Source organism: Shewanella sp. 2_MG-2023 (assembly GCF_030548905.1).
Lineage (GTDB): Bacteria > Pseudomonadota > Gammaproteobacteria > Enterobacterales > Shewanellaceae > Shewanella > Shewanella electrodiphila.
In genome coordinates this window covers 1-14,313 of sequence record NZ_JAUOSO010000033.1, presented here as the reverse complement: position 1 = coordinate 14,313, position 14,313 = coordinate 1, and the positions used below count along the sequence as shown (strand labels likewise).

7 protein-coding genes and 1 tRNA gene are annotated in these 14,313 nt (G+C 41.1%); 7 read left to right on the top strand and 1 reads right to left on the bottom strand.

Going from position 1 to position 14,313, the window contains the following annotated elements; all coding sequences use genetic code 11:
- The 7 genes from Q4600_RS20735 to Q4600_RS20705 all read left to right on the top strand — a co-directional run.
- Positions 1–5,667 (top strand): Ig-like domain-containing protein (locus Q4600_RS20735; RefSeq protein ID WP_303517885.1); only part of this gene is annotated, 5,667 nt, incomplete at its 5' end.
- An 89-nt stretch (positions 5,668–5,756) separates the two neighbouring features.
- Positions 5,757–7,931: a type I secretion system permease/ATPase gene (locus Q4600_RS20730; RefSeq protein WP_303517888.1), complete on the top strand. Its 2,175-nt coding sequence runs from the start codon at positions 5,757–5,759 to the stop codon at positions 7,929–7,931.
- On the top strand, positions 7,931–9,313 hold the full coding sequence (locus tag Q4600_RS20725) for an HlyD family type I secretion periplasmic adaptor subunit (RefSeq protein WP_102529544.1): 1,383 nt from the start codon (positions 7,931–7,933) through the stop codon (positions 9,311–9,313). Before Q4600_RS20730 ends, Q4600_RS20725 begins: the two co-directional genes overlap by 1 nt.
- A gap of 76 nt (positions 9,314–9,389) precedes the next feature.
- A complete protein-coding gene (locus Q4600_RS20720) occupies positions 9,390–10,760 on the top strand; it encodes a TolC family outer membrane protein (protein WP_277868766.1) in 1,371 nt (456 codons plus the stop codon).
- Positions 10,760–11,356: an OmpA family protein gene (locus tag Q4600_RS20715; protein WP_102529546.1), complete on the top strand. Its 597-nt coding sequence runs from the start codon at positions 10,760–10,762 to the stop codon at positions 11,354–11,356. Before Q4600_RS20720 ends, Q4600_RS20715 begins: the two co-directional genes overlap by 1 nt.
- Positions 11,357–11,439: 83 nt before the next feature.
- Entirely contained in the window at positions 11,440–12,093 is a 654-nt protein-coding gene (locus tag Q4600_RS20710) for a transglutaminase-like cysteine peptidase (protein ID WP_241906488.1), read from the top strand.
- Positions 12,094–12,101: 8 nt separating this feature from the next.
- The gene (locus Q4600_RS20705; protein ID WP_229372634.1) at positions 12,102–14,024 is read left to right on the top strand and encodes an EAL domain-containing protein; all 1,923 of its coding nucleotides are present in this window, start codon (positions 12,102–12,104) and stop codon (positions 14,022–14,024) included.
- A 212-nt stretch (positions 14,025–14,236) separates the two neighbouring features.
- Here Q4600_RS20705 and Q4600_RS20700 read toward each other — a convergent pair.
- Positions 14,237–14,313 (bottom strand) — tRNA-Pro (locus Q4600_RS20700).

Sequence of the window (14,313 nt, the reverse complement as noted above, 5' to 3'; positions counted from 1 at the left end):
ACAATCCAAATCATCACTGGCGTGACCGTTGATGCCAATGGCGATTACAGCATTGATGGCGTGGATATTTCAGGCCTAGTTGATGGTGACATCACTGTTGATGCTCAAGCTGTCGACCAAAACGGTCAGACTGTCACTAATGATGACACCGACAACATGGATGCGACACCAGGCTCAATTGATGTGGCATTAGTAATCAATGACGGCGCAGAAACAGCCGACATTTCAGGTACCACTACTGATGTCGCGCCAAACTCAACCGTCACCCTAACGCTCACTGATAGCGCTGGCACAGTGCAAATCATCACCGGCGTCACTGTTGATGCCAATGGCGATTACAGCATTGATGGCGTAGATATTTCAGGCTTAGTTGATGGTGACATTACCGTTGATGCCTCAGCTGTCGATCAAAACGGTCAAACCGTCACCGATGCTGACACTGACAACATGGATGCGACTGCGGGCTCTATCGACGTTGCATTAGTAATTAATGACGGCGCAGAAACCGCTGACATTTCAGGTACCACCACTGATGTGGCGCCAAATTCAACCGTCACCCTGACCCTCACCGATAGCGCTGGCACAGTCCAAATCATCACTGGCGTGACTGTCGATGCCAATGGCGATTACAGCATTGATGGCGTAGATATTTCAAGCCTGGTGGATGGTGACATTACCGTTGATGCATCAGCAGAAGATAGGAATGGAAATACCGTTGTAGCTGATGCCATCGACAATCTGGATGCCACTTCGCCGACATTAGATATTACTATTGCCGACGCAAGTTTAGAGTTTGGCGAGAGCACTCTCGTTACATTTACATTTAGCGAAAAAGTCACAAACTTTAACCTAACTGACGATATCATTGTTAACGGAGGCACATTAAGTGGACTTGTGAGTAACGATGGCGGTGAAACTTGGACTGCTACATTTACGCCAACTGATGGTTACAGTGGTTCAGCGAGCATCACTGTTAATGATGATACCTATACCGATTTATCAGGAAATCTCGGTTCAGGTGATAGTGAATCACTTACTATTGCTGACAATACTGTTGATGCTGTTGATGATGTTGTAGGTACTATATTCTCTACTGCTGCTGACTCAGCTAACAATTGGATTAGCCCAGTAAACGCAGATGGTGAGGCTGACTTTGTAATTAGTGCAAGAAATGCTGATGGTACTACGGGTGTTCTAACTTACAACGAAGGAACAAATCAACTTGGTGTTGATGGTTCTCCAAGAACCTCAGGACAAATTGCAAATCAAATAGAGTACGACTCTGCTACTGGCACTTCAGAAGCCATTGTCATCGATTTTAATGGCTTAGTTAATGAAGCTACATTTACCGTATCTAAAATGTTTGCTGACGAAAATAGTGGCGAGCAAGGTACTTGGTATGCTTATTACAATGGTCAACTCGTCGCCTCCGAGACATTTACAACAACAGAGGGCACTACCGGTACCTTTACTATCAATACCGGAAACATAGTCTTTGATCAGTTAGTTTTTGAAGCCGCACCTACAATCAGTGAAGAAAATGGTGGTTCTCCATTAGCTGACTCTTCTGATTATTATCTTGATTCCGTCACGGTTACAGGTCCTGCGCTAGTTGATGCATTTGTGGTTCAAGAAGATCAAACTTTAGTTATAACTGATATTGCTGATGGCTTATTAGCAAATGATACCGATGCACAAGGTCATAGTTTCAATATCAGTCATATCAATGGAACAACATTCACACCAGGACAAGCGGTCACATTAACCAGTGGCGCAATCGTCACAATTAATGCTAACGGTACTTATACTTATGACGTAAATGGTGCTTTTGACTCCTTAACTGCAGGTGAATTGGATACAGATACTTTCACTTACACTATTACAGACCAATATGGTGCTGTAGATACTGCTACTGTCACTATAAATATTGTTGGTGTCAATAATGCGCCAGAGCCTGTTACTGACAATTTTGCCATAATTGAAAATGAGCTTTTAACATTCACAACCGACGATCTGATTAACAATGATAACGATGCTGAAAATGATACTTTGACCGTCAGTGGTTTTGCTCCTGATGCATCAGATACAAGTATGATTGATGCAAACGAGGGTGGCGCCTCATTCACAACCGCATTAGGCGGCACTATCACCATCAATGCAGATGGCACTTATAGCTACCAAGCGCCTAGCTTAATTCATAACGCCGGTGATGTAATCGTTGATACGTTCTACTATCAAGTCACTGACGGTACAGGCAATTCAAGCTGGACAGCCATCACTATTGATGTAACAGATACTGCGCCAACCGCTGTAGACGATCTAGATAGTATTGGTTTTGGTGGAACTGCTTATGGCAATGTAATAACAGGAGCTGGAACTGATGGTTCTGGCGTCGATACTATCGGAGCTGATGCTACTACGGTTAAGAGCGTGTCATTTGATAATACTACCTACTCCAATTTTGATTCTGATGGCAATCTTACAATCGTGACCGACAAGGGTATTTTGATTGTCAATCAAGACGGCAGTTATACCTATGAGTCGACTCAAACAGATACTATTGCAGAAAGTTTTGATTACAACGACCTACTCAATAGTAACGGTATTTCATTAAGTGGCATCAATGATGTTAACAGCCTAGATTTAACCAATTTAGACGCACCTGGTACAAATATTGGTAGCAATGGAAGTCGTTTGGGCGTTGGTGGTAATGTAATCAATAACTCAGAAGCTATGATTATTGATTTAGGTACTGACGACAACTTTACTGAAGCGACGATTGGATTGAATGGGGTCAATGGTTCTGACGTAGCGACTTGGACAGCCTATGCTGCGGATGGTACTACCGTGGTGGCAACAGGAAGCACGACTAACAATAGTATCAACATTATTAGTAATACAGCATTCCAGTATATTGTCTTAACCGCTGGCAATGGCAGTTATGGCTTAAACAGCTTAACTGCAACATCTGTCGGAGATGGCGTATTAAGTTCAGAAGACTTTAACTACATTCTTGAAGATATTGATGGAGACACTTCTGAAGCGACATTAACCGTCAACCAGGATTCAACGCCTATAGCTGACACTGACAGTCAAACTGTGTCAGAAGCTGGACTGGTTGAAGGTACAGAGGAAGGCAGTAATTCCCATATTGCTACGGGTAACTTATTAGATAATGACTCAGGAGTTAGTGCTTCAACCTTAATCACATCTATAGATGGTCAAAGTGCGACTAACGGTATCATAACTATTAATACCGCCAATGGCACGTTAACCGTTTATACCGAAGATGGTGCTGGTATACGTGCAGGTGACTACCAGTACGAACTCACGAACACTAATAACACAAGTACTGATTTACTCGAAAGCTTTAACTATATTATCGAAAATAGCAGTGGTGATTCGAGTAATGCTAACCTTGATATAACCATCGTTGATGATATGCCAATTGCCAATGATGTGACTCAAAATCTACAAACGATATCAGCACCTATAGCAACCAATTTAACCTTCGTACTCGATGTGTCTGGCAGTATGGATGGCAATGCAGGTAATGGTAAAACTTACCTTGAAACAGCCGTAGAATCGTTAACTGCACTGATTAATGAAGTAGATAAAACCGGTAACGTAAATATACAAATCATCACATATTCAAGTGGTACGGCTAATTCAGGTTGGTTACTCGATGATATTGATGGTGCGATTAATTACTTAAACAGTTTAGTCGCAGGTGGTGGTACTAACTATGCAGCTGCAATTAATACTGTAATGAATAGCGGGGATATACCCACTGGCTCAGATCAAGATTTTGTCTACTTTATTTCTGATGGCGTACCAACTGGTGGTCAATCAGTAGACACAGATTTACAAAGTGAATGGCAAACTTACGTTCAAGATAATTATGATATTTCTTTTGGTATCGGTATCGGAAATGCTGTCTTAGATGCCTTACTGCCAATTTCTTTCCCTGAAGTTGACGGAAATGAAGAATATGCCATTGTCGTAGACGACGCAGATGACCTTACCAGTACCATTTTAAACTACTTCGATAACAGTACGATTGTAGGTGATTTGGGGCTGCTTGCAGGCAATAGTACAACTGGTGTATTAATTGGTGCAGATGGTGGCCGTGTTGATACTGTCATAATAGACGGTGTGACGTATACCTATGACCCAGCAAATCCTGAGCAAATATTAACGACTGACTTTGGTGGAATATTTACCATTAACTTTGAAACGGGTGAGTACAACTATTTCATTGAAGTTAACAAGAACATTATCAACGAACAGGAAACGATAGAAGTTCAAGTTGTTGATAATGACGGTGATACTGGGTCATTATCATTAATAATCGAACTTGATTACTATGCGGGTCTTGATGCCAACGTTAATAACATCATTACTAACCAAGCTGATGGCTCAACACTCAATATTGATGCTGCTTACTTAACTCACGGTGATGCGACACCTGATTCAGCAGCGATTACCTCTGTTGACGGTGGCGCGACTTTAGCTAACGGCGTTGTAACGCTTGATAACGCTAATGATGGTGATTCGTTCAACTACACCCTTGAAGGTAATGGTGCGTCAGATAGTGCTGAAGTCACTGTTGACTACCAAACATCTACCACGCTTACTGGTACTCATGAAAACGATATAATTATAGGTAAGTCTACTCAGAGTGGAACGCAAGCAATTGTTAATGCTACAGTAAAATCAGGTAACACCTATAATGCTACCAACCAATTTGGCTTTGAAGTTGCGGCGCTTGCAGCAGGCTTATCTGTCACTCAAATTCAAATTGATTTACGAGCTGGGACAGATGGCAATGCTACCTTCGATATTAGTGACACGACAATAGCTGTAGGTAGTGACTCTGTTGGTATTACAGATTCTGCAAGTGACATTTTTGCAGCGATGACATCTGACAATTCAGTATTAACCATGAACTTTACTGATGGTGACTTTAGCTCTGGAGACTCTTTCTGGTTTGCCTTTGACACAGATAGTCTAGGTAATGATGTCGGTAGCGACTTAGCGGCACAATTTGTCACCTTCACCATAACCCTAAGCGATGGAAGCAGCCAAACTGCAACCTATGTTGATGATGGGCAAAGTGGATCTTCAGGTCAGGTCTATTTTTCTGACAGTGTTCTAGATGGCGGTGCTGGTGATGACGTCTTAATTGCTGGCGATGGTAATGATTTACTCATTGGCGGTGAAGGTGATGACCTATTAATCGGTGGTTTAGGAGATGATTTACTCATCGGTGGCGACGGTAACGATACCTATACCTGGTTAGCAAGTGAAATGGGTAATGACGTTATAGAAGGCTTTGATATCAATTCTGATACGTTAGATTTGAGTGATTTATTGCAAGGTGAAAATACCGATAACCTCTCTGATTTCTTAAGTCTTTCATTTGCAGACGGTAATACCACTATTTCAATAGATGCAGACAACGATAATGTTGTAGATCAAGTCATTGTATTGAATGGGGTTGATTTATCTGATGCTAATAATTATTCCACAACCGATGACGGCGTAATAATTAACGGTCTGCTTGATGATGGTGCGCTCATTGTCGACACCGAACCAGCCGTCTCAGCCCAGAGTTCGGCTTTTGACCCGTTAGATAACGCCCCAGATGGTAATATTATTCCTTAAATACAACACTTTGTTGACGCTACGTAGTAATATGTAAGCGTCAATCAAAGAGATTGTTAATAATTATAAATATGAAGGATCTATATTAGGTGCCAGCAACTGCATCAAACAATCAAGAACAGTGGACGATTTCAGCGTCTCAACGTACCACTGTGGATCCATTACTTGATTGTTTAGTCTTAATGACAGAACATTTTGGTTCTCCATGCTCAAGTGATTCACTTGCGGCAGGCTTACCATTGACCAGTTCCGTCATCACACCAGAGTTGCTGCCACAAGCTGCAGCTCGAGGCGGTTTGTCGGCAAAATTAACCCGCAAAGATCTTAATCAAATCTCTAATATTTTGATGCCATGCATTCTGTTATTAAAGGATAAAAAAGCCTGTATTTTACGCAGCATTGATATTGATGCCGATAAAGCGGTTATTCAGTTACCTGAAACGGGTGGACAAGAATCGTTAACAATAGAAGAGTTAGAAACGCTCTATGTTGGCTACCTATTTTTAGTGAAGCAAGAATTTCGCGGTGATAATAGTTTTGATGTACATATCCATGACAATAAAACTCATTGGTTACTGCAAAGTATTAAAGATTCAGCACCTATTTATCGCGATGCTTTAATTGCTTCTGTATTGGTCAATTTATTTGCATTGGTTTCACCGCTATTTATCATGAATGTCTATGATAAAGTTGTACCTAATTTAGCCTTTGAATCGCTATGGGTTTTAGCTATTGGTGCAAGTATTGCCTATTTATTCGACCTCATTTTGCGTCAATTACGTAGCTATCTAATTGATGTTGCAGGCAAGAAAGTCGATATAATCGTCTCATCGAAACTCTTTGCTAAAGCTATTGGTATCCCATTATCTAAGCGTTCGCCCAGTGTCGGTGGCATGGCTCGACAACTGAGTGAATTTGATAGTATTCGAGAAATATTAACGTCTGCGACTATCACAACACTAGTCGACCTCCCTTTTGCACTCTTATTCGTCACAATTATCTATATTGTCGCAGGTGACTTAGCGATTATTCCTATTATTGCTGGCATCATCATCATCGGATTTACCCTTTATATCCAACCACGCTTAAAAGCCGCCATCGAAGAAAGCAATCGTTTTTCTAGCCTTAAACATGGCCATCTCATTGAAAGCCTTACCGCACTAGAGTCAATTAAAGCCAATGGTGCTGAAGGGTTAGTTCAAAAGAGTTGGCAACAAATGATCGGTCATACCGCTAACTGGCAACTAAAGTCGAAAAAACTCTCAAATGCTGTCAGTAATGTGGCGAATTTTGTGGTGCAGTTCACCGTGGTTTGCGTGGTGATTTTAGGTGTATATCGCGTTGCAGAAAATGAAATTTCGATGGGTGGGATTATCGCTGCGGTGATGCTTTCTAGCCGTGCAATATCGCCGATGGCGCAACTTGCTGGTCTCATTACTCGCGGAAACCAAACAGCCAGCTCACTTCGCCAACTTGATGAAGTGATGAATCAAGAAGAAGAATTTGAGAATAAAGGCCACTTAGTCAGCAAACAACGTCTACACGGTAAAATTGATGCTGATAACGTCGCCTTTAGCTTCCCTGAAGCTGAAAAGCCAGTTCTGCACCCACTATCAATACACATTAAACCAGGTGAACGAGTTGCCATCATTGGTAGAAATGGTTCAGGTAAAAGTACCTTAGCAAAGCTATTAGTGAGTTTATACAAGCCAACACAAGGTAGCCTTCGCTATGACGGCTTAGACACTGGGCAAATACACCCTAGTGATTTACGTAAGAACTTTGGCTACTTGCCACAAGATGTGACTCTGTTTCATGGCTCGATCAAAGATAATATTCTTTTTGGTACTCGCCAAGTCACTGAACACCAATTAATTAGAGCTGTACAGTTATCAGGTGTGAGTATGTTCACCAATCTTGAAGCTGAAGGATTGGATCAACAAGTGGGTGAAGGTGGTTTAGCATTAAGCCGCGGGCAGCGACAAACAGTCGCATTAGCCAGAGCAACGCTAAATGATCCACCTATATTACTAATGGATGAGCCTACTGCCAGCCTGGATGCTCGCGCTGAAAAACAATTTATTCGCTCGATGGAGCATGTAAGTAAAGATAGAACGCTATTACTCATAACCCATAAAATGCACCTATTACGTTTGGTTGACCGTATTATTGTTTTGGATAAAGGTCATGTTGTTGCTGACGGACCTAAAGATAGTGTCCTTGAAAAGATCAATAATGGGTTATTGGCGGGAGTGCGAACTTAATGTCGAACAAGCTCTCAAGCCATGACTTAGAAATGGTAGATGATGTTTATGGCGCCATTATGACCGATGCACCTAGCGGCCATCGGTTAATCATATGGTCTCTTACTGCGATGACGATCTGTTTTTTCATCTGGGCTTATTTCTCTGAACTTGATCAAGTCACCTCTGGCATGGGCAAAGTCATCCCATCTTCTCAAGTACAACTTATTGATAGTTTAGATGGCGGTGTACTCCAAGAAATTTATATACAAGAAGGCATGATTGTCACTAAAGGTCAGCCTTTAGTTAAAATTGATGATATTCGCTTTCGCTCTGATTTTGCTCAACAAGAACAAGAAGTCTATAGCCTACAAACCAATGTCATACGCTTGCGATCTGAATTAGACAGTATCGTGATTTCAGATATGACTTCAAACTGGCGTGAGCAGGTAAAAATAACCAAACAACCTTTGATTTTCCCTGATGAAATCATCGAAGGTGAACCTAACTTAGTCAAGAACCAACAAGCAGAATACTCAGGCCGTTTAGACAACCTCAGTAACCAATTAGAAATATTAGTGCGACAAATACAACAGCGACAACAAGAAACAGAAGAGCTGTCATCAAAAATTACGACACTAACTAAAAGCTACCAACTGATTTCACGTGAACTCGAATTGACCAAGCCATTAGCGCAAAAAGGTATTGTACCTGAAGTCGAACTATTAAAATTAGAACGCACGGTAAACGACATTCAAGGCGAGCTAAAGACGTTACGATTACTGCGACCTAAATTAAAAGCGACCATGGATGAAGCGATCCTCAAGCGCCGTGAAGCCGTATTTGTCTATGCGGCAGATTTACGCGCTCAACTTAATGAGATGCAAACAAAATTATCACGTATGAACCAAGCTCAAATCGGTGCATTCGATAAAATTAGTAAATCGATAATAACATCACCAGTAAACGGTACGATTAAAACTCTACATATGAATACCTTAGGCGGAGTCGTCCAGCCTGGTGAAGAAATCATTGAAATTGTTCCTTCAGAAGATAAATTGCTAATTGAAACTAAAATCACCCCACAGGATATCGCATTTTTGCACCCTGGCCTGCCCGCTATAGTTAAAGTAACTGCTTATGATTTCACGCGTTATGGCGGCCTAAAGGGCACAGTTGAACATATCAGTGCCGATACCAGTCAAGATGAAGAAGGCAACAGTTTTTACACGATTAGAGTAAGAACTGCTGAGTCAAATTTAATAAAAAATGATGGCACAAAGATGCCAATTATTCCGGGAATGCTCACGTCAGTAGATGTCATCACCGGGAAAAGAACTATCCTTGAGTATATATTGAACCCGATTTTACGGGCAAAAGAGACAGCACTTAGAGAGAATTAGCCAAAAAGCCGGGAGGGTTTTTTACATGAGAATCAACATTAACCAATGCAAAAGCTTAAACATAATAGCATTGGCAATGTCAGCAATATTTGTCGCACCCATGCTTAACGCTCAGTCGTTAGAGCAGGCTGTTGCACATACTTTGGATACCAATCCAGAGCTTAGAATAGCGTTTAATCGCTTCAAAGCTCGCGAAGAGCAAGTCAATCAAGCCATTGCTGGTTATATGCCAACTGTAGATTTAACAGGGGCCTATGGATGGGAACAAACTGATAGTCCTTCAACGCGTCGTAAAAGACAACCAGGTAATGAAAACCTAGATGAAGGCGTCATGGAGCTTGAACGAGGAGAAGCTGGTTTTAGTATCAAACAAATGCTGTTTGATGGTTTCTATACCAGTAGTGAAGTCGATCGCTACTCATTCGAAGCAAGCTCAGAGCAGTGGGCTTTATTCGCTGCTGCAGAAGATATTGCACTTGAAGTCAGCAAAGTTTATATGAACTACATAAAAGCAGAACAACTGTTAGTTCTGTCTGAAAAAAATCTGAAAAGTCATCAAGATATTTATGCGCAAATTAAAGAACGCACTGACTCCGGTCTTGGTTCAATTGCAGACTTATCTCAGATCTCAGGTCGTTTAGCGCGAGCCAATGCCAATGTAATAGCAGCTAGAAATAACTTATCTGATGCTAAAGCTCAGTATATTCGCATTGTAGAAACAACACCTGACAATTTAGTGACTCCAGTACCTGATATGGACTTACTGCCGCAGAATGTCGCAGAAAGTGTTGTTATGGCACAAGATAATCATCCTATTCTTAAATCTGCTAGTAGCGATATTAAAGCAGCAGATAGAGAGCGTAGTTCGGCACAATCTAACTATTACCCTAAATTCTCATTAGAGCTAAATGGTAATTGGAATAACGATGTCGATGGTGAGGATGGTTATGGTACTGGCACTACATTAGATCCTTACGTCAATGGTTACAGTAATGACCTTGTCGGTATGGTTAGAGTTAAGTACAACTTATTTTCGGGCGGTAAAGATTTAGCTCGAGAAAAGGAAGCCGCTTACAAAATTAACGAAGCAAAAGAAATCCGCCAACGTGCGCATCGCCAAGTTGTCGAAGGTGTGCATTTGTCTTGGAATGCTTATGAGATGCTTGCACCCCAAAAGCAATATATTCGAGACCATGTTATCGCTTCAAAAGATACTCAAGTCGCTTACGCGCAGCAGTTTAACTTAGGTCAACGCAGCTTATTAGATCTGCTTGATACTGAAAATGAGTTGTTTCAAGCCCGTAAAGACTACTTACAAACTGAATTCGATGAAACCATTGCTAAATACCGTTTATTGAATGCTACAGGGAGATTACTTGATTCATTAAGAGTTACTCGCCCGGATATTTGGCAAGGGGAACGTGAATATGAAGGGGGAGTAAAATAATGAAATATGTACTTTTACTGCTCACAATATCACTGACTTTTGGTTGCTCGATGCGCGATATTGTTTCAATGGACACACAAACTCAGCAAGAATTTGATCTTAATGACAATGACAGTGATGGCGTTATCATGGCAAGAGAACGCTGTGTAGAAACCGTCATCGGTGCTGACATAGATAATTATGGCTGTCCTACTGTCAGTGATATTAACGAACGACAAGAACTGCAAATTCTATTTGATAATGACTCTGCTGATATTAATCCACGCTACTATCAGCAGATAGAAAAAGTAGCACAACTGATGAAAATGTACCCCAATAGCATCGTCGCTATAGAGGGACATTGCAGTAAAACTGGATCCTATGAGCATAACTTAGCATTATCACAAGCTCGGGCTGACAATGTGGTTAGTGTGCTTACAGAAACCTTTGGAATTGAAGCTTCACGCCTAAGTGCCACTGGTTACAGCTATGATAAACCTATTGTTCTCAGTGAAACCCCTGAGGCTAATGAAGCCAATAGAAGAGTCATGGCAGAAGTGACAGGTGATGATACAAAAACCGATATGAAGTGGCATATTTATAGCGTTGATCAATAAAACCTGTCACTAAAAGGAGCTCATTTTTGCAGGGTAAGGGTCGAAAATTCCTGGTCGGAGTAAAACATATCTACCGGTACCCTTTGTTGGCATCGGTATTTATCGTATCAGGTCTTTTTGCAGCAGCCCCTGCACAAATTGATGCTCAAAAAACCATTAGCGCCTTATCGAATCAATATGGTGAACGCGCAGGTAAACGAGCTAAAGCTTGGTTTAAAATCGTTAATGATGCTCAACAACTTGATGATATTACCAAGCTTGAAAAAGTGAACGGCTTTTTTAATTTATTTAAGTTTGTCGATGATAGCGTACTTTGGGGAGAGTCTAATTACTGGGCTTCACCAATGGAGTTTATCGGCGTTAGCGCTGGCGATTGCGAAGATTTTTCTATCGCAAAGTACTTCACCTTGTTACAAGTGGGCATTCCTGAAGAAAAGCTCAGGATAACAATGGTTAAAGCGACCTCAGTTAATCAGTATCATATGGTGTTGGCATACTATGAAACACCAGGTTCAGTGCCTTTAGTATTGGATAACCTTGATCCAGTGATTAAGCCTGCAACTAAAAGAAGCGATTTATTACCTGTTTATAGTTTTAATGGTAAACAGTTATGGCTCAATAAAGAGAAAGGCAGAGGTGTACTCGCGGGTTCCTCCTCACGTCTTGAAAAATGGAATGATTTACAACTTAGGTTGGGTATCGACAGATTGCGTCAACCCAAGCAAAAAATGGAGTAGTGGCCAAGATGACCCTTTTTCGTCAAATCTATGCGTTGCTTTTTGGTTTATTTTTACTCGTCGTAACCAGCTTAGGTTATGTACAGTTTACTGAAACTCAAAGTTTTCTCATCAAGCAAATGGAATCAGACTTAAACAATGCCAGTCACTCGCTAGGCATTATGCTGGTTCCCGCTCTAGAGAATGGTGATGATGTCGCAGCTGAAACTTTAGTCAACGTGATATTTGAGGGGGGTTACTACCAGCAAATCAAACTCACATGGCTCGTCGATGGTAAGCAACAAGCATGGAACAATGCCATTCGAATTGAAGGTGTGCCTCAATGGTTCATCGATTTAAACCTATTTAACACTATCACTAAAGAAAGTGTTATCACTTCAGGCTGGTTACAACTGGCTAAAATTGAAATAACCGCTCACCCAGGGTTTGGCTACCATGAACTTTGGCGCATTATTTCAAATACCATCATTATATTTTCAATTCTTTTTTTACTCGCCATAGTGTGTGCGCGTTTTGGCCTGAGTTATATATTAAAACCACTCAATTCACTGTCTAAACACGCTCAACAAATTGCTAATCGTCAATTTGGCCCTGACATGCCAGCGCCTAAAACCAAAGAGTTAAAAGAACTTGTTAGCGCATTTAACAGCATGTCAGCTCAACTTAAGCAGGTGTTTAATTCATTAGATGAAGAAGTATCGGCATTACGTAAGAAAAACCTCGTAGATCAAGTCTCTGGCCTTCCTAACCGACAATATATGGTCAGTCGAATCAATGGTTGGTTAGCAGAGCCTAGCAGTGGCGCTATTTTCCTCGCTAAATTTGACTGGTTAGAAGAAGTACACAGCAAGTACGGCTATCAAGTTCGTGATGAAACCATCAAGCTACTGTCACAAAAACTCGAACATTATTTGGATGAAGTCGCCCCTTCAGTGATTGCCAGAATTGCAGCGTATGAATTTGCATTCTTAATCTCAGATGTTGAACACGATCAACTGACTAAATATCTACAAACCTTACTTAGAACCTTAAACAAGGAAATTTCTAAAGCAGGCTGTAAACCAAATGAAGGTTTTGCGATAGGAGTCGCTGAGCGAAGTGGTCATATGACAGTGAGTGACATTTTAGCTCAAGCAGATAACGCACTACAAAAGTCACTTACCGACAATAAAGTCTTCCACTGGTTTGAAACCACTGAACATCAATTGTTTAGCCGTGAACAATGGCGTGATAATTTAACTGATGCTATTCAGAACAAGAAATTCCAGTTTAGATGGCAGCCTGTATTGCTTACCGAAAATGAAGAAGTTTGCCAACGAGAAGTATATTGCCAGCTTCAGGTGAACGATAAGCTTCAGCATGCAGGCCAATTTATGCCTTATGTTGAGCTGCTTTCATTAGGCACCTTATTAGATCAATGTTTAATCGAAACCGTCATTGAAAACCGATTGCTTGAGCGAAATTATGAACCGTTAGCCATTAATCTAACCTTCCAAAGTATCAGTGATCCTCATTTCCACTCTTGGTTGCAAAACCTTCTGCGAAATAGCCACTTCCCTGAACGGATATGCTTTGAAATTCCTGAAGCCAGTGTCTATAGTGATTTAGAAAACTGCGAAAGCCTCTGCAATATTATTAGAGATAATGGAGCTAAATTTGGTATTGACCACTTCGGTCGCCAATTTGGTTCTATGAGCTACTTACAAAGCTTAAGACCAAGTTATGTGAAACTCGATCAATCCTTTGCTTATATGGAAGACGATCAGCACAATACTGAACTATGTCGCGCCCTTGCCAATGTCGCTAAGGGGTTAGACATTCAAGTGATTGTCACCGGTATTCAACAACAAACGCAGTTGGATCGTTTTGCATCAATGCGTCTAGATGCCTACCAAGGCTTTATCGCTCCGCCTATCGCAATTACATTTTAACGCGAGAGAATTTAAAGCAAGAGAATAAAAGAAAACCACGCAATTGCGTGGTTTTTTATGGATAAAGAATTTATAGATGAAGAACCCATGCGACAAAGCAATACTTCAGCTCATCCTATGAAATAAAACCAAGTTAACCTTAAGAAATGCAGTAACAAACATTAAATTTCAGACACAAAAAAGCCACTCATTGAGTGGCTTTTTTGTTTATGTGGTCGGTGATAGAGGATTCGAACCTCTGACCCTCTCGTCCCAAACGAGATGCGCTACCGGGCTGCGCTAATCACCG